At 69.2% G+C, this 22,578-nt stretch carries 24 protein-coding genes; 4 read left to right on the forward strand and 20 right to left on the reverse strand.

Annotation, left to right across the window (positions count from 1 at the left end; genetic code table 11):
• Positions 1–38: 38 nt before the first annotated feature.
• Positions 39–362, reverse strand: a complete 324-nt coding sequence (locus OG440_RS11310; protein WP_020131168.1) for an STAS domain-containing protein — start codon at positions 360–362, stop codon at positions 39–41.
• Between the two features lie 425 nt (positions 363–787).
• Here OG440_RS11310 and OG440_RS11315 point away from each other — a divergent pair, with 425 nt between their 5' ends.
• The gene (locus OG440_RS11315; RefSeq protein WP_406006718.1) at positions 788–1,360 is read left to right on the forward strand and encodes a cob(I)yrinic acid a,c-diamide adenosyltransferase; all 573 of its coding nucleotides are present in this window, start codon (positions 788–790) and stop codon (positions 1,358–1,360) included.
• Between the two features lie 26 nt (positions 1,361–1,386).
• Here the strand turns inward: OG440_RS11315 and OG440_RS11320 are convergent, their stop codons facing one another.
• Positions 1,387–1,926 (reverse strand): hypothetical protein, encoded by a 540-nt coding sequence (locus tag OG440_RS11320; protein ID WP_406011319.1) that lies wholly within the window; start codon positions 1,924–1,926, stop codon positions 1,387–1,389.
• A 151-nt stretch (positions 1,927–2,077) separates the two neighbouring features.
• Here OG440_RS11320 and OG440_RS11325 point away from each other — a divergent pair, with 151 nt between their 5' ends.
• The 3 genes from OG440_RS11325 to OG440_RS11335 all read left to right on the forward strand — a co-directional run bounded on the left by OG440_RS11325 (position 2,078) and on the right by OG440_RS11335 (position 5,876).
• On the forward strand, positions 2,078–3,262 hold the full coding sequence (locus tag OG440_RS11325) for a sensor histidine kinase (RefSeq protein ID WP_406006719.1): 1,185 nt from the start codon (positions 2,078–2,080) through the stop codon (positions 3,260–3,262).
• A complete protein-coding gene (locus tag OG440_RS11330; protein WP_406006720.1) occupies positions 3,259–3,939 on the forward strand; it encodes a response regulator in 681 nt (226 codons plus the stop codon). Before OG440_RS11325 ends, OG440_RS11330 begins: the two co-directional genes overlap by 4 nt.
• Positions 3,940–4,052: 113 nt before the next feature.
• Complete coding sequence (locus OG440_RS11335) at positions 4,053–5,876, forward strand: glycosyl hydrolase family 18 protein (protein WP_406006721.1); 1,824 nt, start codon at positions 4,053–4,055, stop codon at positions 5,874–5,876.
• 83 nt (positions 5,877–5,959) lie between these two features.
• On the opposite strand, the gene OG440_RS11340 is transcribed toward OG440_RS11335, so the two are convergent.
• From OG440_RS11340 to OG440_RS11425, 18 genes are all read right to left on the reverse strand, one after another.
• The gene (locus OG440_RS11340; protein ID WP_406006722.1) at positions 5,960–6,406 is read right to left on the reverse strand and encodes a DUF2550 domain-containing protein; all 447 of its coding nucleotides are present in this window, start codon (positions 6,404–6,406) and stop codon (positions 5,960–5,962) included.
• A gap of 142 nt (positions 6,407–6,548) precedes the next feature.
• Positions 6,549–6,923: a F0F1 ATP synthase subunit epsilon gene (locus tag OG440_RS11345; protein ID WP_406006723.1), complete on the reverse strand. Its 375-nt coding sequence runs from the start codon at positions 6,921–6,923 to the stop codon at positions 6,549–6,551.
• A 133-nt stretch (positions 6,924–7,056) separates the two neighbouring features.
• Positions 7,057–8,493 carry a F0F1 ATP synthase subunit beta gene (gene atpD / locus OG440_RS11350; RefSeq protein ID WP_366884299.1) on the reverse strand — a complete coding sequence of 479 codons (1,437 nt, stop codon included), beginning with the start codon at positions 8,491–8,493 and terminating at the stop codon, positions 7,057–7,059.
• The gene (locus OG440_RS11355) at positions 8,493–9,410 is read right to left on the reverse strand and encodes a F0F1 ATP synthase subunit gamma (RefSeq protein WP_406006724.1); all 918 of its coding nucleotides are present in this window, start codon (positions 9,408–9,410) and stop codon (positions 8,493–8,495) included. Before OG440_RS11355 ends, atpD begins: the two co-directional genes overlap by 1 nt.
• Before the next feature lie 21 nt (positions 9,411–9,431).
• The gene (atpA, locus tag OG440_RS11360) at positions 9,432–11,021 is read right to left on the reverse strand and encodes a F0F1 ATP synthase subunit alpha (protein WP_406006725.1); all 1,590 of its coding nucleotides are present in this window, start codon (positions 11,019–11,021) and stop codon (positions 9,432–9,434) included.
• A gap of 134 nt (positions 11,022–11,155) precedes the next feature.
• Entirely contained in the window at positions 11,156–11,977 is an 822-nt protein-coding gene (locus OG440_RS11365) for a F0F1 ATP synthase subunit delta (protein ID WP_406006726.1), read from the reverse strand.
• The gene (locus OG440_RS11370; RefSeq protein ID WP_406006727.1) at positions 11,974–12,519 is read right to left on the reverse strand and encodes a F0F1 ATP synthase subunit B; all 546 of its coding nucleotides are present in this window, start codon (positions 12,517–12,519) and stop codon (positions 11,974–11,976) included. The genes OG440_RS11365 and OG440_RS11370 overlap by 4 nt, the downstream gene beginning before the upstream one ends.
• Before the next feature lie 36 nt (positions 12,520–12,555).
• On the reverse strand, positions 12,556–12,804 hold the full coding sequence (locus OG440_RS11375) for an ATP synthase subunit C (RefSeq protein WP_030008695.1): 249 nt from the start codon (positions 12,802–12,804) through the stop codon (positions 12,556–12,558).
• Between the two features lie 72 nt (positions 12,805–12,876).
• On the reverse strand, positions 12,877–13,698 hold the full coding sequence (gene atpB, locus OG440_RS11380; RefSeq protein ID WP_307165438.1) for a F0F1 ATP synthase subunit A: 822 nt from the start codon (positions 13,696–13,698) through the stop codon (positions 12,877–12,879).
• 225 nt (positions 13,699–13,923) lie between these two features.
• Positions 13,924–14,376, reverse strand: coding sequence for a hypothetical protein (locus tag OG440_RS11385; RefSeq protein ID WP_406006728.1), 453 nt, complete (start codon positions 14,374–14,376; stop codon positions 13,924–13,926).
• A gap of 302 nt (positions 14,377–14,678) precedes the next feature.
• Complete coding sequence (locus OG440_RS11390; protein WP_406006729.1) at positions 14,679–16,040, reverse strand: MraY family glycosyltransferase; 1,362 nt, start codon at positions 16,038–16,040, stop codon at positions 14,679–14,681.
• Between the two features lie 164 nt (positions 16,041–16,204).
• Positions 16,205–17,476, reverse strand: a complete 1,272-nt coding sequence (glyA, locus tag OG440_RS11395; protein ID WP_406006730.1) for a serine hydroxymethyltransferase — start codon at positions 17,474–17,476, stop codon at positions 16,205–16,207.
• Positions 17,477–17,546: 70 nt separating this feature from the next.
• A complete protein-coding gene (locus OG440_RS11400) occupies positions 17,547–18,224 on the reverse strand; it encodes a protein-tyrosine-phosphatase (protein ID WP_406006731.1) in 678 nt (225 codons plus the stop codon).
• Positions 18,221–18,868 (reverse strand): L-threonylcarbamoyladenylate synthase, encoded by a 648-nt coding sequence (locus tag OG440_RS11405; protein WP_328479689.1) that lies wholly within the window; start codon positions 18,866–18,868, stop codon positions 18,221–18,223. The genes OG440_RS11400 and OG440_RS11405 overlap by 4 nt, the downstream gene beginning before the upstream one ends.
• 53 nt (positions 18,869–18,921) lie before the next feature.
• On the reverse strand, positions 18,922–19,767 hold the full coding sequence (gene prmC / locus OG440_RS11410; RefSeq protein ID WP_020131188.1) for a peptide chain release factor N(5)-glutamine methyltransferase: 846 nt from the start codon (positions 19,765–19,767) through the stop codon (positions 18,922–18,924).
• Between the two features lie 45 nt (positions 19,768–19,812).
• Complete coding sequence (gene prfA, locus OG440_RS11415) at positions 19,813–20,889, reverse strand: peptide chain release factor 1 (protein ID WP_406006732.1); 1,077 nt, start codon at positions 20,887–20,889, stop codon at positions 19,813–19,815.
• 108 nt (positions 20,890–20,997) lie between these two features.
• Positions 20,998–21,222: a 50S ribosomal protein L31 gene (gene rpmE, locus OG440_RS11420; protein ID WP_020131190.1), complete on the reverse strand. Its 225-nt coding sequence runs from the start codon at positions 21,220–21,222 to the stop codon at positions 20,998–21,000.
• 149 nt (positions 21,223–21,371) lie between these two features.
• The gene (locus tag OG440_RS11425; RefSeq protein ID WP_406006733.1) at positions 21,372–22,511 is read right to left on the reverse strand and encodes an LCP family protein; all 1,140 of its coding nucleotides are present in this window, start codon (positions 22,509–22,511) and stop codon (positions 21,372–21,374) included.
• Positions 22,512–22,578: the final 67 nt, after the last annotated feature.

The raw sequence follows: 22,578 nt of genomic DNA on the forward strand, positions 1-22,578 counted from the left end.
TCGCGCGTTTCCCGCCGCAGGCCACGCCCCCTCGGGGGTCAGACCCGGGGCAGGGACTCCACTCCGATACCGCCCTCGATCGCGAGGATCCGGTGCAGTCGGGTGGCCACCAGCAGGCGTTGCATCTGCGGAGGCACTCCGCGCAGCACCAGGCGTCGGCCGCACCGGCCGGCCCGTCGGTGGACGCCCATGATGACGCCGAGTCCGGTGGCGTCCCAGGAATCCAGCTCGGACAGGTCGAGCACCAGGTCGCCGACTCCGTCGTCCACGGCCGTGTGCAGGGCCGTACGGGCGTCCGCCGCACTGCGGACGTCGAGACGACCCCCGACGACCAGCTCTACGTGGTCGCCCCTGATGTGCATAGCGCTCCCCTAAGCGTGCGTCTCGTGCTCCGCGGTGGTGGTGTCCGGTGTTGCATCCTCTGACTGCGGGAAGCGGTCGGAGGTTGCCGTCTGTGAGCGAACCGATACCGAATTCACTCGCAGGGGTGAGGCCCATGGGGCCTGTGCGGTTTCGGTGCTTGTAGAAGCCCTGCCCGCTCAGGCGTCCGATGTCACCGGCGTCAACCATCCGGCGCAGCCGCTCCGCATGCCTCTCGGCGGGAGATTAGCGGGCGTGAGGCGCTGTGTGACCGGTTAGTAACGCGGCTCACGTCTCAGGGCGTGAGACGCCGGTCACGTCGTCAAATACTGTCCGATTCACGCCGATTGGACCGGGACTGACCGGGTGCCGACGGCAGTGACGAGGGGAACGGAACGAATTCCGCGGGACGGTCTAGATTGGCCGCATGGTCAATCTGACGCGCATCTACACCAGGACCGGCGACCAGGGCACCACCGCTCTCGGCGACATGAGCCGGGTCGCCAAGACCGACCTGCGGATCGCCGCGTACGCCGACGTCAACGAGGCGAACGCGGCGCTCGGCACCGCGCTCGCGCTGGGCGGTCTGGACGAGGAGCTCGTCGAGGTCCTCACCCGGGTCCAGAACGACCTGTTCGACGTGGGCGCGGACCTGTCGACGCCGGTCGTGGAGAACCCGGAGTTCCCGCCCCTGCGGGTCGAGCAGTTCTACGTCGACCGCCTGGAGGCGGACTGCGACCGGTTCAACGAGCGGCTGGAGAAGCTGCGGTCGTTCATCCTGCCCGGCGGCACCCCGGGCGCGGCCCTGCTGCACCACGCCTGCACGGTCGTCCGGCGGTCCGAACGCTCCACCTGGGCGGCGCTGGAGGTGCACGGCGAGCGGATGAACCCGCTCACCGCGACCTACCTCAACCGGCTCTCGGACCTGTTGTTCATTCTGGCCCGCACGGCCAACAAAGCGGTCGGCGACGTGCTCTGGGTGCCGGGCGGGGAGCGCTGACGCATCTTGGCCGGTTCCCGCTCCGGTCAGCCGCGCGGTGCGGCCTTCGGGAACAGGGTGTAGCTCCCCGCGATGACGAGGTTGACCCCGATCACCATCAGCATCCGCAGCTGCCACGCCCGCAACGAGTCGGTGTCGCCGTCCCCGCCGACGTACCAGGCGGCCGCCTGGAGCAGCGCCACGGCGACCAGTGCGGCGAGCGTCCAGCGGCCCGCGACCTTCCATTCGTGAACGGCGCGGGCCCTGCCGTACTTCGGCGGCCGCGCGGGCGGCGGTCCCCCGGCGAAGCGGTGGGCGATACGGGCGTCCGCCCACCGCACGGTGGAGTGGCCGAGGCCCACGGTGAAGCCGATGTAGACGGCGGCGAGCCCGTGCCGCCAGTCCGGCTCGGCGCCGTTCTTCAGGTCGATCGCGGTCACCGCGAACAGCACGACCTCCAGCAGCGGCTCGCACAGCAGCAGGGCCAGCCCCAGGCGCGGCATCCGGAACACGTACCGGAAGGCCAGTCCGGCCGCCAGCAGCACCCAGAAGGCCACCTCGCAGGCGACGATCAGTCCGACGATCACGGTTCGCTCCTCTCGCTCCCTTCCAGGCTTGCGGACGAAGGAGCGCCCCTCGTCGTCGGCGGTGAGGACCTCGCGGTACATCGAACGATGCAGTCGGGGACCGTCCCCGGGGAGCAGGCGGACGGCACGGGCGCCGTGTTGGATGGAGGGCATGGCCGTCCGACAACCGCGCAGCCCGCGCCCCCCGCACCGCTTCGACGTGTTCATCGCGGTCGGCGGTCTGCTGGGCGGTCTGCTGCTGGTGGCGATCGGCCTGGGCACCCGGCCGGCCGACGACCCGATCGTCCTGCTCGACGGTTCCCGGCCGGTCCTGGTGCCGCTCGGTGTGATGGCCGGCTGCGAGGTGCTGCGCCGGATCGCGCCCCGCGCGGCCCTGCTGACCGGGACCGCCGCGATCGTTCTGGACACCCTGACCCAGGGCAACCTGTTCACGGTCCTGATGTACACGGACGTGATGTACGCGGCCGTCCTGTACGGCCCGCTCGCGTCGGCCCGCCGGATCCAGTGGATCACCGGACTGCTGACGGTGGCCGGGACGCTGGTGCCGTTCGCGCTGTGGCGGGTGCCGGAGGCCCTGCTGATCGGGGTGGTGGTCGGCATCGTCGCCTACGCGCCCGCCGCCACCGGGTGGATCGTGCGCGACCACCGAGACGCGGCCGAGGCCGCCCGGCTGCGGGCCGAACAGACCGCGCTGCTGGCCGAGTTGGACCGGGCCCAGGCCGTCACGAGCGAACGGGCACGGATGGCACGGGAGTTGCACGACATGGTCGCCAACCACCTCTCCGCGATCGCCATCCACTCGACGGCGGCGCTCTCGATCGACGACCCGGACACCTCCCGGCAGGCACTGTCCGTCATCCGGGAGAACAGCGTGGAGGGGCTGGCGGAGATGCGGCGGCTGATCGGGATCCTGCGTGAGGGCAGCGAGGACCACGAGCCCGCGGCCGCTCCCACCCTGGACGGCCTGGAGGCGCTCGTGGACGGCGCCCGCGCCAACGGTCTCGACGTCACCCTCGACGCCGAGCACGGCCCGGTGCCCGCGCCGGTGGAACTCGCCGCCTACCGGATCGTCCAGGAGTCGCTGACCAACGCGCTGAAGCACGCGCGCCCCGGCCGGGTCACCGTCGCCCTCGTCCGGCGCGACGGGGTGCTCGACGTGCGGGTGCGCAGTCCGTACGGCCGCCGGGACGAGCCCCGCGCCCCGGGTTCCGGCGCCGGACTCGTCGGGATGCGGGAGCGCGCGGCGCTGCTGGACGGCACCTTCGACGCCGGTCCGGACGACTCCTGCTGGACGGTGCGTGCCACTTTCCCCCTCGTCGAAGGAGAGCCCGCATGAGCTCCACCATCCGGGTCCTGGTGGCCGAGGACCAGTCGGCCGTGCGCGCCGGGCTCGTCCTCATCCTGGGCAGCGCGGCCGACATCGAGGTGGTCGGGGAGGCGGCGGACGGTGAACAGGCGGTGGCGCTGGCCCGGGAGTTGAGGCCCGACGTGGTACTGATGGACGTTCAGATGCCGCGTCTGGACGGGGTGTCGGCGACCCGGAAGGTCGTCGAGGAGGGGCTCGCCGACGTACTGGTGCTGACCACCTTCGACCTCGACGAGTACGTGTTCGGGGCGCTGCGGGCGGGCGCGGCGGGGTTCCTGCTGAAGAACACGGAAGCCGGGGATCTCCTGGCGGCGGTCCGCACGGTGGCCGGCGGGGAGGGGCTGATCGCTCCCGCGGTGACCCGCCGGCTGATCGCCGCGTTCGCCGCGAAGCCGGTCCGGGCGCCGAAGGCCGATCCCGCCGTCCTGGACGCCCTGACCCGGCGCGAGCGCGAGGTGCTGGCCTGTCTGGGCGAGGGGATGTCCAACGCGGGCATCGCCGGGCGGCTCGCCATGGCGGAGGCGACGGTGAAGACGCACGTCAGCCGTCTGCTGGGGAAGCTGGAGCTGCGCAGTCGGGTGCAAGCGGCGGTGCTGGCGCAGGAGTTGGGCGTCCGGTGGCGATCCCAAGGGGATCCGGAGGTTTAACGGACCGCAGTGGTCCAGACCTATTGACCTGTGGTCCAGACCTTTCTATTCTCGCGGCACCGTGGGCGTGAAGGCTCAGTCACGCCCCCCGACTCCCCCCGAGGAGGCGCAGGATGCGCTTCAGACACAGAGCCGCGGCAGGGTTCGCGACCCTGTTGCTCCCGCTGGCCGGACTGGTCGGCCTCGCGAGCCCCGCCCAGGCCGCCACGACGGCCACCGCCACCTACGCCAAGGCGTCGGACTGGGGCACCGGCTTCGAGGGCAAGTGGACGGTGAAGAACACCGGTACCACCGCCATCAGTTCATGGACGGTCGAGTGGGACTTCCCCTCCGGCACCTCCGTCACCTCCGCCTGGGACGCCGACGTCACGTCCTCCGGCACGCACTGGACCGCCAAGAACAAGTCCTGGAACGGCAGCCTCGCCGCCGGCGCCTCCGTCTCCTTCGGCTTCAACGGCGCAGGCTCCGGCTCCCCCTCCAACTGCAAGCTCAACGGCGACAGTTGCGACGGCACGACGGTCCCGGGCGACGCCTCCCCGTCCGCCCCTGGCACCCCCACCGCGTCCGCCCTCACCGACACCTCGGTGAAACTGACCTGGTCCGCCGCCACCGACGACAAGGGCGTCAAGAACTACGACGTCCTGCGCGACGGCGCCAAGGTCGCCACGGTGACGACGACCTCGTACACCGACACCGGTCTGACGGCCGGCACCGACTACTCCTACACCGTCCAGGCCCGCGACAGCGCCGACCAGACCGGCCCGGTCAGCGGCGCGGTCGCCGTCCACACGACCGGCGGCGGCACCACTCCCCCGACCACCGGCTCCAAGGTCAAGCTCGGCTACTTCACCGAGTGGGGCATCTACGGCCGTAACTACAACGTCAAGAACCTGGTGACGTCGGGCTCGGCCGCGAAGATCACGCACATCAACTACGCCTTCGGCAACGTCACGAACGGCCAGTGCGCGATCGGCGACTCCTACGCCGACTACGACAAGGCGTTCACCGCGGACCTGTCGGTCAGCGGCGTCGCCGACACCTGGGACCAGCCGCTGCGCGGCAACTTCAACCAGCTGCGCCAGCTGAAGGCCAAGTACCCGAACATCAAGGTGCTGTGGTCCTTCGGCGGCTGGACCTGGTCCGGCGGCTTCGCCCAGGCCGCGGCCAACCCGGCCGCGTTCGCGCAGTCCTGTTACAACCTGGTCGAGGACCCGCGCTGGGCCGACGTCTTCGACGGCATCGACATCGACTGGGAGTACCCGAACGCCTGCGGCCTGTCCTGTGACACCAGCGGGTCGGCGGCCTACAAGAACCTGATGCAGGCCCTGCGCGCCAAGTTCGGCACGGGCAACCTGGTCACCGCGGCGACCACCGCCGACGGCACCTCCGGCGGCAAGGTCGACGCCGCCGACTACGCGGGCGCCGCGCAGTACGTCAACTGGTACAACGTGATGACGTACGACTTCTTCGGCGCGTTCGACGCGGACGGCCCGACCGCTCCGCACTCCCCGCTCACCACCTACAGCGGCATCCCGCAGACCGGTTTCACCACGGCCGACGCGATCGCCAAGTTCAAGTCGAAGGGAGTCGCCGCGAGCAAGCTGCTCATCGGCATCGGCTTCTACGGCCGCGGCTGGACCGGCGTCACCCAGGACGCCCCGGGCGGCAGTGCCACGGGCCCGGCCCCCGGCACCTACGAGCAGGGCATCGAGGACTACAAGGTCCTCAAGACGTCCTGCCCGGCCACCGGCACCATCGCCGGCACGGCCTACGCCAAGTGCGGCAGCAACTGGTGGTCCTACGACACCCCGGCCACCATCGCCGGGAAGATGACCTGGGCCAAGAACCAGGGCCTGGGCGGCGCGTTCTTCTGGGAGTTCAGCGGGGACACCGCCAACGGTGAACTGGTGAGCGCCATCAACAGCGGAATGTCGTGACCGTCCCGAACAGGTCCGAGTGACCGAGTGACCGAATGACCTTCACCCTCTCCCGGGACTCTTCCGGGGGAGGGTGAACGCGGCTAGGCCACATTCACCCGCTGGCCGGGCGGGGCCGCCTCGAGCCACGCGAGGAAACCGGTCAGCGCGTCCTCGCTCATGGCGAGTTCGAGGCGCGTGCCCCGGTGCACACAGGTGAGGATCACCGCGTCGGAGAGCAGCGCCAGCTCCTCCTCCCCCTCGGGAAGACGGCGGCCGGCCACCTCGATCGAGCCGCGCTCCAGAACCCGGCGCGGGCGGTAGGCGTACGAGAAGACGCGATACCACTCGATACGGTCGCCGTTGTAGCGGGCGACCCCGTAACTCCAGCCCTTCCCGCTCGTGTCCGGTTTCTCGGAGACGTCCCAGCGCAGGGAACAGTCGAAGGTGCCGCCGGACCGCTGGATGAGTCTGCGGCGCAGGCCGAAGACGAACAGCCCCAGCGCCACCAGGGCCACGACGCTTCCGCACACAGTCAGAGCGAGGACCATCGACACCGACCTCCTCGTCTCCTAGGTACCGAAAATAGGTAACGGAACGGAAAAAACATCCATATCTGCCTCAGCCGCGGTCGGCTCCGGATTGCTCCGGTGCCGACCGCGGCTGAGTGACATCAAGCGGCTCTGCGCCCATTCAGCGCGAGGTCGCCGCCCGCAGTCGTACGTCCGCGCGACGCTCGGCGGCGGCATCGCCCTCCGCCTTCGCGCGCTCGAGTTCCCGCTCCACGCGCTGGACGTCGATCTCGTCCGAAAGCTCGGCGATCTCGGCCAGCAGCGACAGCTTGTTGTCCGCGAACGAGATGAAACCGCCGTGCACCGCGGCGACGACCGTTCCACCATCACTCGTACGGATGGTCACCGGGCCCGACTCCAGCACACCGAGCAGCGGCTGGTGACCGGGCATGACGCCGATGTCGCCCGACGTGGTGCGCGCGACGACCAGGGTGGCCTCGCCGGACCAGACCTCTCGGTCGGCCGCGACCAGCGCGACGTGCAGCTCAGCAGCCAAGGTGGCTCCTCGGGTCACCACCCGGCGGAATCTGCCGGGTGTTGGTTACAAGTCTAGTGGGCGTGAGTGAGGGGGCGGGACGCGCCCGCCCCCTCACATCAGTTTCGAAGCTCGGAACGGTTCAGCTCCGAGTTCAGGAGACGCCCAGCTCCTTGGCGTTGGCCTTCAGGTCCTCGATGCCACCGCAAAGGAAGAACGCCTGCTCCGGGAAGTGGTCGTACTCGCCGTCGATGATCGCGTTGAAGGCCACGATCGACTCGTCCAGCGGGACGTCCGACCCGTCGACGCCGGTGAACTGCTTGGCGACGTGGGTGTTCTGGGACAGGAAGCGCTCCACGCGACGGGCGCGGTGGACGGTGAGCTTGTCCTCCTCGCCCAGCTCGTCGATACCGAGGATCGCGATGATGTCCTGAAGGTCCTTGTACTTCTGCAGGACCGTCTTGACGCGCATCGCGGTGTTGTAGTGGTCCGCCGCGATGTAGCGGGGGTCCAGGATCCGGGACGTGGAGTCCAGCGGGTCCACGGCCGGGTAGATGCCCTTCTCGGAGATCGGACGGGAGAGAACCGTCGTCGCGTCGAGGTGGGCGAAGGTGGTGGCCGGGGCCGGGTCGGTCAGGTCGTCCGCGGGGACGTAGATCGCCTGCATCGAGGTGATCGAGTGACCACGGGTCGAGGTGATGCGCTCCTGGAGGAGACCCATCTCGTCGGCCAGGTTCGGCTGGTAACCCACCGCGGAGGGCATCCGGCCGAGCAGGGTCGAGACCTCGGAACCGGCCTGGGTGAAGCGGAAGATGTTGTCGATGAAGAACAGCACGTCCTGCTTCTGCACATCGCGGAAGTACTCCGCCATGGTCAGACCGGCCAGGGCCACGCGCAGACGGGTGCCCGGGGGCTCGTCCATCTGGCCGAAGACCAGGGCGGTCTTGTCGATGACGCCCGAGTCGGCCATCTCCTCGATGAGGTCGTTGCCCTCACGGGTGCGCTCGCCGACACCGGCGAACACGGAGACACCGTCGTGGTTGTTGGCGACGCGGTAGATCATCTCCTGGATGAGCACCGTCTTGCCGACGCCGGCACCACCGAACAGACCGATCTTGCCGCCCTTGACGTACGGGGTCAGCAGGTCGATGACCTTGACGCCGGTCTCGAACATCTCGGTCTTCGACTCGAGCTCGTCGAAGTTGGGAGCCTTGCGGTGGATGGACCAGCGCTCGCCCTCGTACTGCTCGTCGACGTTCAGCACCTCACCGAGGGTGTTGAACACCTTGCCCTTGGTGAAGTCGCCGACCGGGACGGTGATGCCCGTGCCGGTGTCGGTGACCGGCGCCTGGCGGACCAGGCCGTCGGTGGGCTGCATCGAGATGGTGCGGACCAGGCCGTCACCCAGGTGCTGGGCGACCTCCAGGGTCAGCGTCTTCTTCTCGCCGGCGAGGGCCGGGTCGGCCACCTCGACGTGAAGGGCGTTGTAGATCTCGGGCATGGCGTCGACGGGGAATTCCACGTCGACGACCGGGCCGATGACCCGGGCGACGCGGCCCGTGGCAACGGCCGTCTCAACTGTCGTCGTCATTACCTGTCACTCCCCGCGGTCGCGTCGGCCAGGGCTGCGGAGCCACCGACGATCTCGCTGATTTCCTGGGTGATTTCGGCCTGGCGGGCCGCGTTGGCAAGGCGGGAGAGCGTGTTGATCAAGTCTCCCGCGTTGTCGGTCGCCGACTTCATCGCGCGGCGCGTGGCGGCGTGCTTGGAGGCGGCCGACTGGAGCAGCGCGTTGTAGATACGACTCTCGACGTACCGCGGCAGAAGGGCGTCGAGGACGTCCTCCGCCGACGGCTCGAAGTCGTACAGCGGAAGAATCTCGCCCTTCGGCGCCGACTCCTCAGCAACCTTTTCGAGGCTGAGCGGCAGCAGACGGTCGTCGAGCGCCGTCTGCGTCATCATCGAGACGAACTCGGTGAAGACGATGTGGAGTTCGTCCACGCCGCCGTCCGCCGTGTCCTTCTCGATGGCCTCGATCAGCGGACCCGCGACCTTCTTCGCGTCCGCGTACGACGGCTCGTCGGTGAAGCCCGACCACGACTCCGCGACCTTGCGCTCACGGAAGTTGTAGTGCGCGAGACCACGCCGGCCGACGATGTACGTGTCGACCTGCTTGCCCTCGGCCTCGAGGCGCGCCGTCAGCTGCTCCGCGGCCTTGATGGCGTTGGAGTTGAAGGCACCGGCGAGACCACGGTCGCTCGTCAGGAGCAGCACCGCGGACCGCACGACCGTCTCGGCCTGCGTGGTCAGCGGGTGCTTCGTGTTCGAACCGGTGCCGACCGCCGTGACCGCGCGGGTGAGCTCGGTCGCGTACGGCGTGGAGGCCGCCACCTTGCGCTGTGCCTTGACGACACGCGAGGCGGCGATCATCTCCATCGCCTTGGTGATCTTCTTGGTCGCGGTGACGGATCGGATGCGACGCTTGTAGACCCGGAGCTGGGCTCCCATGAGTCAGGTCCCTTCCTTACGTCACTTGGCCGCGGCCGGGGCGTCCTCGCCGAGAAGCTTGCCGTCCGAGGTCTCGAACTGCTTCTTGAACTCGGCGATCGCGTCGGCAATGGCGATGAGGGTGTCGTCCGACATCTTGCCGCCCTCCTTGATGGAGGTCATGAGGCCCTGCTCCTTGCGGTGCAGGTACTCCAGGAGCTCCTTCTCGAAGCGGCGGACGTCGGCGACCGGAACGTCGTCCATCTTGCCGGTGGTACCGGCCCACACCGAGACGACCTGGTCCTCGGTCGGCATCGGCTGGTACTGAGCCTGCTTGAGCAGCTCGACCAGGCGCTGACCGCGCTCCAGCTGGGACTTCGACGCGGCGTCCAGGTCGGAACCGAAGGCGGCGAACGCCTCCAGCTCGCGGTACTGGGCGAGGTCGAGGCGAAGCCGGCCGGAAACCTGCTTCATCGCCTTGTGCTGCGCGGAACCGCCGACTCGGGAGACGGAGATACCGACGTTCAGCGCGGGGCGCTGACCGGCGTTGAACAGGTCCGACTCCAGGAAGCACTGGCCGTCGGTGATGGAGATGACGTTGGTCGGGATGAACGCCGAGACGTCGTTGGCCTTCGTCTCGACGATCGGCAGACCGGTCATCGAGCCGGCGCCCAGGTCGTCGGAGAGCTTCGCGCAGCGCTCCAGCAGACGGGAGTGCAGGTAGAAGACGTCGCCCGGGTAGGCCTCGCGGCCCGGCGGGCGGCGCAGCAGCAGCGACACGGCGCGGTAGGCGTCGGCCTGCTTGGACAGGTCGTCGAAGATGATGAGGACGTGCTTGCCCTCGTACATCCACTGCTGACCGATGGCCGAACCGGTGTACGGCGCCAGGTACTTGAAGCCGGCCGGGTCGGACGCCGGGGCGGCGACGATGGTCGTGTACTCCAGCGCGCCGGCCTCTTCGAGGGCGCCACGCACGGAGGCGATGGTCGAGCCCTTCTGACCGATGGCGACGTAGACGCAGCGGACCTGCTTGTTCACGTCACCGGAGCGCCAGTTGTCGCGCTGGTTGATGATCGTGTCGACGGCCAGGGCGGTCTTGCCGGTCTGGCGGTCACCGATGATCAGCTGACGCTGACCACGGCCGACCGGGGTCATCGCGTCGACGGCCTTGTAGCCGGTCTCCATCGGCTCGTGCACCGACTTACGGGCCATGACACCCGGAGCCTGAAGCTCCAGGGCACGGCGGCCGGACGTCTCGATCTCGCCGAGGCCGTCGATCGGGTTGCCGAGCGGGTCGACGACACGGCCGAGGTAGCCCTCGCCGACGGCGACGGACAGGACCTCTCCCGTGCGGGTGACCGGCTGGCCCTCCTCGACGCCGCTGAACTCGCCGAGGATGACGGTACCGATCTCACGCTCTTCGAGGTTGAGCGCGAGACCGAGGGTGCCGTCCTCGAACCTCAGCAGTTCGTTGGCCATGGCCGAGGGAAGGCCCTCGACCTTCGCGATGCCGTCGCCGGCAAGGGTGACCGTACCGACCTCCTCGCGCGAGGCCGCGTCCGGCTTGTACGACTGGACAAAGTTCTCCAGCGCGTCCCGGATCTCCTCCGGCCGGATCGTGAGCTCCGCCATCTGGGTTCCCTGCTCTCCTTGTTGGGCCCGAAGTTTCACTTTGGGGGGATGGGGACTCCCCCCTGAAAGAGGTGAATCCTCTGCACGGCCCAACCAGGGCCGCCATCAGTTCGTACTGCGGTCTTGAGTTGCTGCTAACCCGCCATGCGGCGGGCGGCGTCCTCGATGCGGTCCGCCAGGGAGCCGTTGATCACCTCGTCACCTACCTGCACCCGGATCCCGCCGAGGACCGCGGGGTCCACGTCGAGGTTCAGGTGCATCGGGCGGCCGTAGAGCTTGGCGAGGGCGGCGCCGAGGCGCTGCTTCTGCGGATCGCTCAGCGGTACCGCCGAGGTGACGACGGCGACCATGCGGTCCCGGCGTTCCGCGGCGAGCCGGGACAGGGCCTCGAGGCCCGCTTCCAGGCTACGTCCCCGGGGGGCGGTCACGAGGCGCGTCACCAGTCGCTCGGTGGCCGCGTCGGCCCGGCCGCCGAGCAGACTGCGCAGCAGCTCGCTCTTGGCCGAGGCGGTGGCCTTCCGGTTGGTCAGTGCGGCGCGCAGCTCGGTGTTCGAGGCGACGATCCGTCCGAAGCGGAACAGCTCGTCCTCGACGTTGTCGAGCCTGCCGGCCTTCTGTGCGGCGGTGAGGTCGGCGATGTTCGCCAGCTCCTCCAGCACGTCCACCAGGTCGCGGGACTGCGACCAGCGCGAACGCACCGTGCCGGACACCAGGTCGGCGGTGGCGCCGCTGATCTGGGCGCCGAGCAGGCGCTGGGCCAGCCCGGCCTTGGCCTCGCCGGCCTGCGCCGGGTCGGTGAGGACCCGACGCAGCGAGACCTCGCGGTGAAGCAGCGCGGTGACGGCCGCCAGCTCGTCGGCGAGCTGCACCGCGTCCACGGACGTGGAGTCCGTCAGCGCGTCGAGACGCTCACGGGCTGCTGCGAATGCCTCGCGGCTCGCTCCGTGTGCGGTCATCGAGACGCCTCGGCCTTCTCCTCGAGGTCGTCGAGGAAGCGGTCGATGACGCGGCTCTGGCGGGCGTGGTCGTCGAGGGACTCCCCGACGAGCTTGCCGGCCAGGTCCGTGGCGAGCTTGCCTACGTCCTGACGCAGCGCGGACGCGGCGGCCTTGCGGTCCGCCTCGATCTGGCTGTGTCCGGCGGCGACGATCTCCTCGCGCTGCCGCTGGCCTTCCGCACGCATCTCGGCGATGAGTGCGGCGCCCTGCTCCTGCGCCTCCTGGCGCAGCCGCGCGGCCTCGTGACGGGCCTCGGCGAGCTGGGCCTTGTACTGCTCAAGAACGCTCTGGGCTTCGGTCTGTGCGGCCTCTGCCTTCTCGATACCGCCCTCGATGGCCTCGCGCCGCTGCTCCAGAACCTTGTTGATGTTCGGGAGAAGCTTCTTGGCGAGGAAGCCGAAGACGATGACGAAGGCGATCAGGCCGATCACGAGCTCCGGAATCGGCGGGATGAGCGGGTTTTCCGCTTCCTCAGCCGCCAGCTGAACCAGGGGGCTCATATCAGTGCCTTTCGTCGAAAGGGGCGGTCCGACGGATCAGGAGGTCGGGTAGACGAACGGCATGACCAGACCGATCAGGGCGAGCGCCTCACAGAAGGCGAAGCCGAGGATCTGGTTGGCGCGGATCAGGCCGGCAGCCTCGGGCTGACGGGCGAGCGCCTGGGTGCCGTTACCGAAGATGATGCCGACGCCGACGCCCGGGCCGATCGCGGCGAGGCCGTAGCCGATCGAGCCGAGGTTGCCCTTGATCTCGACGCCGGCGGCAAGGGTCTGGAGAGCGGACATGCCGGTTCTTCCTTCTCTTTCAAGGACCGGTGGGGGTTGGCCACCGGATGTCTGGGTGGGGGTCGGGCTGGCTCAGTGGTGCTCGGCGAGCGCGCCCTGGATGAAGCTGCAGGTCAGGAGGACGAAGACGTACGCCTGCACCGCCTGGATGAAGAGTTCGAAGGCCGTCATCACGAGCACCATCACGAACGAGACGGCGGAGTAGGCGATGCCGATGCCGTTCAGCATGTACCAGGTGGCGATCGTGAAGAGCAGCAGGAGGGTGTGGCCGGCGAACATGTTCGCGAACAGTCGCACGGCGTGAGTGAACGGCCGCACGAGGAGGTTCGAGAAGAGCTCGATCGTCATCGACAGCGGGAGGACCGCGCCGAGCGACTTGTCGTAACCGGTGAAGTTCTTCCAGGCGCCGACGAATCCTTGGCGCTTGAAGGTCAGGGAGACCCACAGGATGTAGACGATGCCGGCGAGGACCGCGGGGTACGAAATGATCGCGGTGACCGGGAACTGGGCGATCGGGACGATCGACCAGAGGTTCATCATCCAGACGAAGAAGAAGAGCGAGACGACCAGCGGTACGTACTTCTCGCCTTCCTTCTTTCCGATGGTCTCGTAGACGACACCTCGGCGGACGAAGTCGTAGCCGGCTTCGGCGACCAGCTGGAGCTTGCCGGGGACGACCTTCGGACGGGCGAAGGCGGCCCAGAAGAAGCCGACGATGATGATCGAGCCGAGCAGCGCCAGCAGCATCGTCTTGTTGAAGTACGAGTTGCCGTCCGCGTCGCCGAAGAGCGGCTCGAACAGGAACGAGTGCAGGCCCGGAGCCGGGAAGCCACAACCGTCGAACAGGTGGCAGTCGGTCTCGAAAGCGAGCACCTGCGTCGGGTCAGCACTCACCGCGGGCTCCTTCGTCGTGGTGCATGGGTACGGCAACCTCGTTGTGTCGGCGCGGCGTACGACCGCGTGTCGGCACGGGACTGGTGTTTCTGATGTGGGGGCGGCTTGGGGGCATCTCGCCTCGCGATTGAGCAGGCGTCAGCTCGAATGCCCGCGCCCGCGATGCCGCAGTTGGCACCGGACGATAGCAGGATCTCCCAGACGTCTTTATCCCGGCCCTACCCCTCACGACGAGTGCCTCGAATTTTCGGGCTTGTCGCCCTTCGAGGAGGTCGTGGAGGCCGAATCGGGTTCGACGTACAGGATCTTGGCCTTCATGTGCGCACGCGCCTGTGCGGCGATCCACGCGACGGTGGCGGCGACGAGCGTGATGGCGAAGGCCCGGGGGTTGAACAGCGTCGTGTTCTTGAACACGGCCATGAAGATGAACAGCAGCAGGATCTGAGCCGCGTAGAGCATCAGCCCCATGGCCTGGAACAACTGCGGAAGCGATTTGGCGGTGCGCTGCAGGACGTACAGCCCCAGCCCCATGAAGGCGATCACGATCACCGTGCCGACGGCGGCCCCGATGGCTCCCTTGCCACCCGCGACCACGCCGCTGACGACGGCGGCGACAGCACCGACGGCGACAGTGGGCACGGCGGCCTGGGCCAGGATCCGGACGTCGTTGGACGGCATGGCGGCAACTCCGCTTTCAAAGGGGGCAGGGTGTCGTCATGGACGAGCGTAGTCCCGGTTCGAGGGGCGATTGACCTCACGCCGTCCTCGGTCCGAAGGGCCGTGGATCACGGTCCTTCAGCTCCATCCGGGGTTCTCGTGAACCGTATCACAAACTATTTGATGAGGTCTTTACCTGACAGGTGTGCTGGCTGTCACACATGAGAGTGACAGTGCCCGTATGCGCGGGCGGAAGGGGAGTCTGTCTGGTAATGGGGGGATTTACCCTCCCGGGACTCTCCCACGAATTGGCAATGCTCTCGTCAGATTCTTACCTTGGAACCGCCCCGGCCACCGATCGCCGTGGCCCCGTTCGCCCCCGTCACCCCGACCGTCACAGGGCTCTGCTGCCCCGCCTGACCGTCCGGTTCGCCGACGGCGGCCGGCTGCTCCGGTCCGGCCGTTCCGGCCTGCCCGGCGGGCACCGGGGACTGCTGCGCCTCGGGTACGGCGCCGCCCCGGCGCCGGTAGCGCGGCGGCACGAAGGCCTCGGCCCAGCGCGGGGTACGCGGCCGGAAGCGCGGCAGCAGGAGCAGCGCCAGACCGATCGCGCTGAGGATCACGACACCGAGGACGATCCACATGGAGGCCGCGTTGACGGAGTAGGTGAGCGCGCCGAACGCGATCAGCGCCGACCAGAAGTACATGATCAGCACCGCGCGGCTGTGCGAGTGGCCGATCTCCAGCAGCCGGTGGTGCAGGTGACCGCGGTCCGCGGCGAACGGCGACTGACCGCGCCAGGTGCGGCGCACGATGGCCAGGATCAGGTCGGCGGCCGGGATCGCGATGATCGTCAGCGGCATCAGCAGCGGGATGTAGACCGGCACCATCTGGTGCACCGCGTTGCGCTCGGAGCCGGAGAACAGCCGCATGATGTCCGGATCGACCTGCCCCGTGACGGAGATCGCGCCCGCGGCCAGCACCAGCCCGATCAGCATCGAGCCGGAGTCGCCCATGAAGATCCGCGCGGGGTGCATGTTGTGCGGCAGGAAGCCGATGCACATGCCCATCAGGATCGCCGCGAACAGCGTCGCCGGGGCGGCGGCCTCGATGCCGTACGAGTACCAGATGCGGTAGGCGTACATGAAGAACGCCGCCGAGGCGATGCACACCATGCCCGCCGCCAGGCCGTCGAGGCCGTCCACGAAGTTGACCGCGTTGATCGTGATGACCACCAGCGCGACCGTCAGCAGGGTGCCCTGCCACTGGGTCAGCGCGACCGTGCCGACCAGGGGCACCGGCAGCCACAGGATGGTCAGACCCTGCATCACCATGACGCCGGCGGCGATCATCTGGCCGCCCAGCTTGATCAGGGCGTCGATCTCGAACTTGTCGTCCAGGACGCCGATCAGCCAGATCAGCGCGGCCCCGGAGAGCAGCGCGCGCGGCTCGTTCGACTTCTCGAAGACCTCGTTGAGGTTGGTGAGATGGTCGGCGACCAGCAGACCGGCGCACAGGCCGAAGAACATGGCGATCCCGCCTAGCCGCGGAGTGGGTTCCCGGTGCACGTCACGGGCCCTGATCTCCGGCATCGCTCCGGCCACGATCGCGAACTTCCGTACCGGCCCTGTCAGCAGATACGTCACCGCGGCCGTGATGCAGAGCGTCAGCAGGTATTCACGCACGGGCTTCCCCACAGGTCTCGCCGGCCATCTCAGTCCCACACCCTAGCGATCGACCACCGCACGGCGCATATGTGTGAGGACTACCGGGTAGTGACGATGGTTTCACGTGCGGCTGTGCGCGGTGACGCACGGGGGGTGCGCACACGGGTGGGTACCCGTCGCGCCTACCCCGCTCCGTCCGGATACGGAGGGAACGCCAGGGCCAGCTCGCGCACCTGCGCACGGGCCTTCCTGCTCTCGATCTCGTCCCGCACCACCCCCGCCAGCAGGGCCGCGACCCGCGCCATCTCCTCCTCCCCCATGCCCTGCGTGGTCAGCGCCGCGGTGCCCAGGCGCAGGCCACGGGCGTGCGCGGCGGTGACGTCGGCGCCCGGGGCATGCGGGAGGGCACAGCAGTCCAGCACCATCCCGGCGGCCGCGAGCCGTCCGCGCGCGATGCGCCCGTCGACGCCGAGCGGTGCCGGGTCGACGGTGATGAGGTGGGTGTCGGTCCCGCCGGTCGTGACGGCCATCCCCTCCCCGGCCAGGGCGGCCGCGAGAACCCTCGCATTGGCGACCACCTGATGGGCGTACACGGTGAACGCCGGGGTTGCCGCCTCGCCGAACGCGACCGCCTTCGCGGCGATGGTGTGCATCTGCGCACCGCCCTGCGTGAACGGGAACACCGCCCGGTCCACCCGCTCGGCGAGCTCGTCACCGCACAGGAGCATCCCGCCGCGCGGCCCGCGCAGCACCTTGTGCGTGGTCGCGCAGACGATGTCGGCGTACGGCACCGGACTGGGCGCGGCTCCCCCGGCGACGAGCCCGATGGGATGGGCGGCGTCGGCGATCAGAAACGCGCCCACCTCGTCGGCGACCTCGCGGAAGAAGGCGTAGTCGAGGTGGCGCGGGTAGGCGGTGGATCCGCACACGATCGCCTTGGGCCGGTGGCCCCGGGCCAGCGTGCGGACCTGCTCGTGATCGACGAGCCCGGTCTCCGCGTCCACCCCGTAGGGGATGAAGTCGAACCAGCGGCCGGAGAAGTTCGCCGGCGAACCGTGCGTGAGATGGCCGCCGTCGGGCAGGCCCAGCGCCAGGACGGTGTCGCCGGGCCGGAGCAGGGCGGCGTAGGCGGCCAGCATGGCGGAGGACCCCGAGTGGGCCTGCACGTTGGCGTGTCCGGCGCCGAACAGCGTCCTGGCGCGGTCCACGGCGATCCGCTCGGCGAGGTCGACGATCTCGCAGCCGCCGTGGTGCCGGGCCCCCGGGTAGCCCTCCGCGTACTTGTTGGCGAGCGGTGAGCCGAGGGCGGCCAGTACGGCGGGCGAGGTGAAGTTCTCGGCGGCGATCAGCTGGAGCGTCGACGCCTGCCGTTCCCGTTCCCCGAGCAGGATCTCGGCCAGCTCGGGGTCCTGCCGGCGCAGGACATCGGCCTCGGGGACATGGGTGACCGACATGATGCGCTCCGGACGTCGACGGTGACGTACGTCCAATGTAGGCCCGGGGGTGGGGGGTGCGCGCGGCCGCCTACATCCTGGCGGGGACCCCGGTGAGAGCGGTGACGACGGGGTCCAGCGCCTGGTGTATCTCGTCGCCGATCGAGCGGAAGAACGGCAGGGGCGCCCCGTACGGGTCGTAGACCTCGTCCGCCTCGAGTGTCGGGGCGAGCAGCCACCCCCGTAGCGCCGCCGCGGCGCGGACCAGGGCGCGGGCGCGCATCACCACGCCCTCGTCCAGCGGCGGGAGGGTGGCCGGGTCGATGGCGTTCACCAGGCGGGTGAACTCCTTCAGGGTGAAGGTGCGCAGGCCGGCCGAGTGGCCCATGGAGATGACCTGGGCGCGGTGGTCGCGGGTCGCCGTCAGGACCAGGTCGGCCATGATGACGTGCTCGTCGAGGAGCTCGCGGCCGGTGAACCCGGTGGCGTCCGCGCCGAAGTCGGCCAGCACGGTCTCCGCGTTGGCCTCCATGGACGCGCCCTCGTGACCCCAGGTGCCCGCGCTCTCCACGATCAGCCCGCGGCCCAGCACCCCGAGCCGCTGTGACACGAAATGCCGGGTCAGCCGCTCGGTGATCGGCGAGCGGCAGACGTTGCCGGTGCTGACGTGGAGGATGCGGAAGCTGTCGCGCGGAAACCCGAACGTCGTCGTCTGTTCCGCGGCACGGTCCCCGTTGCCTATGCCACGCCCCGCGTCAGGGGCTGTCAATTCGCCACCTCGAGGTCGGGTACGACCTTCCGCAGCTCGTCCGCGGAGATCGCGCCCTCACGCAGCAGCAGGGGCACCTCACGGCTGACGTCGACGATCGAGGAGGGGACGTTGCCGGGGGTCGGGCCGCCGTCGAGGTAGACGGAGACGGAGTCGCCCAGCATCTCCTGGGCGTAGTCGCAGTTCTCCGGCGACGGGTGGCCGGTGAGGTTCGCCGACGACACCGCCATCGGGCCGACCTCCGTCAGCAGCTCGATGGCGACCGGGTGCAGCGGCATACGGACGGCGACCGTGCCGCGGGTGTCGCCGAGGTCCCACTGGAGGGACGGCTGGTGCTTGGCGACGAGCGTGAGCGCGCCCGGCCAGAACGCGTCGACCAGTTCCCAGGCCATCTCGGAGAAGTCCGTGACGAGCCCGTGCAGCGTGTTCGGGGAGCCGATGAGGACAGGGGTGGGCATGTTGCGGCCCCGGCCCTTGGCCGCCAGCAGGTCGGCGACGGCCTCCGAGGAGAACGCGTCGGCGCCGATGCCGTACACCGTGTCGGTCGGGAGGACCACGAGCTCGCCACGGCGGACGGCGGACGCGGCCTCGCGCAGACCGGTCACACGGTCGGTCGCGTCATTGGTGTCGTATCGCCGTGCCATCTAGCGGGCCTCCTCGTACACGTACTGCTGCGGGTCGAAAGTGCGGGGTGCGCTCACGGCGTCGCCCTGCGGGCGGTCGCGAAGCGCGGGCGCTTGTTGAGGTCCGGGTGGTCGGCCGCGTCGGCCCAGCCCCGCTCCTCGGTGAAGATCCACGGCACCTGGCCGCCCTGGGTGTCGGCGTGCTCGATGACGACGACACCGCCGGGGCGCAGCAGCCGGTGCGCGGTGCGCTCGATGCCGCGGATCAGGTCGAGGCCGTCCTCCCCCGAGAACAGGGCGAGTTCGGGGTCGTAGTCGCGTGCCTCGGGCGCCACGTACTCCCACTCGGTGAGCGGGATGTACGGAGGGTTGGAGATGACCAGGTCGACCTGGCCGTCGAGGTCGCGGAAGGCGTCCAGGGCGTCTCCCTGACGCAGGTCGACCCTGGACCCCTCCATGTTCTTGCGCGTCCAGCGCAAGGCGTCCTCGGACAGCTCCACGGCGTGCACGCGCGAGCGCGGCACCTCCTGGGCGAGGGCCAGCGCGATGGCGCCGCTGCCGGTGCACAGGTCGACGATGCGGGGCTCGACGACGTCCATGGCGCGTACCGCGTCTATGGCCCAGCCGACCACCGACTCGGTCTCGGGGCGCGGTACGAAGACGCCGGGGCCGACCTGGAGCTCCAGGTACCGGAAGAAGGCCCGCCCGGTGATGTGCTGGAGCGGCTCGCGCTGCTCCCGCCGGGCGATGGTCTCCCAGTAACGGGCGTCGAAGTCGGAGTTCTTCACGGAATGCAGCTCACCGCGCTTCACGCCGTGCACGAACGCGGCGAGCTCCTCCGCGTCGTTGCGCGGCGAGGGCACGCCGGCGTCGGCCAGCCGCTGGGTGGCCTGGGCCACCTCTGCGAGCAGCAGGTTCACGCAAGTCCTCCGTGTCGTACTCGTCGTGCGTACGTCCTACAACGCTTACGCGGCTGCGAGCTTGGCGGCCGAGTCCGCGTCGACGCAGGCCTGGATCACCGCGTCGAGGTCGCCGTCCAGGACCTGGTCCAGGTTGTACGACTTGAAACCGACGCGGTGGTCCGAGATGCGGTTCTCCGGGAAGTTGTACGTGCGGATCTTCTCGGACCGGTCGACGGTGCGGACCTGGCTGCGACGGGCGTCGGCGGCCTCCCGCTCCGCCTCCTCCTGCGCCGCCGCGAGCAGCCTGGAGCGCAGGATACGCATCGCCTGCTCCTTGTTCTGCAACTGGCTCTTCTCGTTCTGGCAGGAGGCGACGACTCCGGTGGGAATGTGCGTGATGCGCACGGCGGAGTCGGTGGTGTTGACGGACTGCCCGCCGGGCCCGGAGGACCGGTAGACGTCGATGCGGAGGTCGTTCGCGTTGATCTCGACCTCGACCTCCTCGGCCTCCGGCGTCACGAGCACACCGGCGGCGGAGGTGTGGATCCGCCCCTGCGACTCGGTCGCCGGCACCCGCTGCACCCGGTGCACGCCGCCCTCGTACTTCATCCGCGCCCAGACGCCCTGCCCGGGCTCGGTGGCCCCCTGGCCGCCCTTGGTCTTCACCGCGACCTGGACGTCCTTGTAGCCGCCCAGCTCGGACTCGGTCGCGTCGATGATCTCGGTCTTCCAGCCGACGCGCTCGGCGTACCGGAGGTACATGCGCAGCAGGTCGCCGGCGAACAGGGCCGACTCGTCGCCGCCCGCGCCCGCCTTGATCTCGAGGATGACGTCCTTGTCGTCGGACGGGTCGCGCGGCACGAGCAGCAGCCGCAGCTTCTCCGTCAGCTCCTCGCGCTGCTTCTCCAGCTCCTTGACCTCGGCGATGAAGTCCGGATCGTCGGCGGCGAACTCGCGCGCCGTCTCGATGTCGTCGCCGGTCTGCTTCCAGGAGCGGTACGTGCCGACGATGGGCGTCAGCTCGGCGTAGCGCTTGTTCAGCTTGCGCGCGTTGGCCTGGTCGGCGAAGACCGACGGGTCGGCCAGCTTCTTCTCCAGGTCGGCGTGCTCTCCGAGCAGCTCCTCGACGGCCTCGAACATGATGCGCTCCTGAATGACGTGCGTGAGGGAAGGGCGGGCGACCAAAAACGCCGGTCCCGGCGTGCCCCTGGGCGGGGACACTGCCGTGGACCGGCGAAGAGGGGCTCGCTACTTCTTGGAGCCGGCGGGAGCCTTGCCGAAGCGGGCCTCGAAGCGGGCCACACGGCCACCCGTGTCGAGGATCTTCTGCTTGCCCGTGTAGAACGGGTGGCACTCGGAGCAGACGTCGGCGCGGATGGAACCGCTCTCGATCGTGCTACGGGTGGTGAACGAGGCGCCACAGGTGCAGCTGACCTGCGTCTCGACGTACTCGGGGTGAATCTCGCGCTTCAAGGTGTCTCCTAGTTTCGGGAGGGCGCCGGGTCGCTGCCGCGGGATACGACAAACGTGAACCGGAGCCGACGTACCAGTCTGCCAGGACTGGCCGCATCCCCCAAAACCGGGGGGCGGGGGGATCTATTCCCCGGGGCGCGCGAAGGCCCTCAGGACGACGTCACGACCCCGGCCGCCTCACCGGTGGCGGTGCCCTCGGTGGCCGCCTTCGGGATGGGCCGGTCGTTCTTCAGGGCCGTCCAGACCTGCTTCGCCTTCGCCTCGGCGACGATGACCCGGTTGAGGTTGGACGGGTCGTACCGGACCGGCATCGTGACCATGTTCATGTTGGCCGCGCTGATGCCCTTGAGGCCGTTCGCGAAGGACATCAGGGAGTTCAGCGAGCCGAGCCGCGAGTCGGCGGTGACGGCCTTGGTCGCGGTGTCGGCGAGGTCGTACAGCTTGGTGCCGCTGGTGAACAGGCCGACGTGCTTGACCTGGTCGACCAGGGCCTTGATGAAGGCCTGCTGGAGCTGGATGCGGCCGAGGTCGGAGCCGTCGCCGACCCCGTGCCGGGTGCGGACCAGGCCGAGCGCCTGCTCGCCGGTGAGCGTGTGCGTGCCGGCCTTGAGCTTCAGGTGGCTGTCGGGGTCGTCGATGGCCTTGGTCGTGGTGACCTCGACGCCGCCGAGTTCGTCGATGAGCTTCTCGAAGCCGGAGAAGTCGACTTCCAGGTAGTGGTCCATGCGGATGCCGCTGATCGACTCGACCGTCTTCACGGCGCAGGCCGCGCCGCCCGTCGAGTACGCGGAGTTGAACATCACGCCGGACGCGGCGTCGTGCGCGACACCGCTCGTGTCGGTGCAGGCGGGGCGGTCTATGAGCGTGTCGCGCGGTATGGAGACCACGCTTGCCTTCTTGTGGCCCTCGTACACGTGGATGATCATCGCGGTGTCGGAGCGGGCGCTGCCGTCGTCCGTGCCGCCGCCGAGCTTCTTGTTGGCGCCGGAGCGGGTGTCCGAGCCGAGCACGAGAATGTTCTCGGAGCCGTTGTCGACCTTGGTGGGTCGGTCGGTGCCCAGGGCCTGGTCGATGTCGACGCTGTCGATGTTGCCGTTGAGCTTGAAGTAGAGGTAGCCGACACCGGTGCCGCCCAGCACGAGGACGCCCGCGGCGCTCCACGCGGTGATCAGCACCCCCTTGCGTCGGCCACGCTGCCTGCGGTGACGCGGACCGCTGCCGTCGGCCGCCCCGCTCGTTGTGCCGGCCTCACCCGGGGTTCCGGGCTCCGGCGTGCTCTCGGCGGACATGTGCTCCTCTGTTCTCGTGCAACCTCACCATCGTCACTCCGCCAGGTCAGACGGGGAAACTCGGGAC

Source organism: Streptomyces sp. NBC_00637 (assembly GCF_045161545.1).
GTDB lineage: Bacteria > Actinomycetota > Actinomycetes > Streptomycetales > Streptomycetaceae > Streptomyces.

Bases quoted from the DNA above. Each gene is read 5' to 3' on its own strand.
- OG440_RS11310 (WP_020131168.1), bottom strand. From the start codon at position 362: ATGCACATCAGGGGCGACCACGTAGAGCTGGTCGTCGGGGGTCGTCTC.
- OG440_RS11315 (WP_406006718.1), top strand. From the start codon at position 788: ATGGTCAATCTGACGCGCATCTACACCAGGACCGGCGACCAGGGCACC.
- OG440_RS11325 (WP_406006719.1), top strand. From the start codon at position 2,078: ATGGCCGTCCGACAACCGCGCAGCCCGCGCCCCCCGCACCGCTTCGAC.
- OG440_RS11330 (WP_406006720.1), top strand. From the start codon at position 3,259: ATGAGCTCCACCATCCGGGTCCTGGTGGCCGAGGACCAGTCGGCCGTG.
- OG440_RS11335 (WP_406006721.1), top strand. From the start codon at position 4,053: ATGCGCTTCAGACACAGAGCCGCGGCAGGGTTCGCGACCCTGTTGCTC.
- OG440_RS11340 (WP_406006722.1), bottom strand. From the start codon at position 6,406: ATGGTCCTCGCTCTGACTGTGTGCGGAAGCGTCGTGGCCCTGGTGGCG.
- atpD (WP_366884299.1), bottom strand. From the start codon at position 8,493: ATGACGACGACAGTTGAGACGGCCGTTGCCACGGGCCGCGTCGCCCGG.
- OG440_RS11355 (WP_406006724.1), bottom strand. From the start codon at position 9,410: ATGGGAGCCCAGCTCCGGGTCTACAAGCGTCGCATCCGATCCGTCACC.
- atpA (WP_406006725.1), bottom strand. From the start codon at position 11,021: ATGGCGGAGCTCACGATCCGGCCGGAGGAGATCCGGGACGCGCTGGAG.
- OG440_RS11365 (WP_406006726.1), bottom strand. From the start codon at position 11,977: ATGACCGCACACGGAGCGAGCCGCGAGGCATTCGCAGCAGCCCGTGAG.
- OG440_RS11370 (WP_406006727.1), bottom strand. From the start codon at position 12,519: ATGAGCCCCCTGGTTCAGCTGGCGGCTGAGGAAGCGGAAAACCCGCTC.
- OG440_RS11375 (WP_030008695.1), bottom strand. From the start codon at position 12,804: ATGTCCGCTCTCCAGACCCTTGCCGCCGGCGTCGAGATCAAGGGCAAC.
- OG440_RS11385 (WP_406006728.1), bottom strand. From the start codon at position 14,376: ATGCCGTCCAACGACGTCCGGATCCTGGCCCAGGCCGCCGTGCCCACT.
- glyA (WP_406006730.1), bottom strand. From the start codon at position 17,476: ATGTCGGTCACCCATGTCCCCGAGGCCGATGTCCTGCGCCGGCAGGAC.
- OG440_RS11405 (WP_328479689.1), bottom strand. From the start codon at position 18,868: ATGGCACGGCGATACGACACCAATGACGCGACCGACCGTGTGACCGGT.
- prfA (WP_406006732.1), bottom strand. From the start codon at position 20,889: ATGTTCGAGGCCGTCGAGGAGCTGCTCGGAGAGCACGCCGACCTGGAG.
- OG440_RS11425 (WP_406006733.1), bottom strand. From the start codon at position 22,511: ATGTCCGCCGAGAGCACGCCGGAGCCCGGAACCCCGGGTGAGGCCGGC.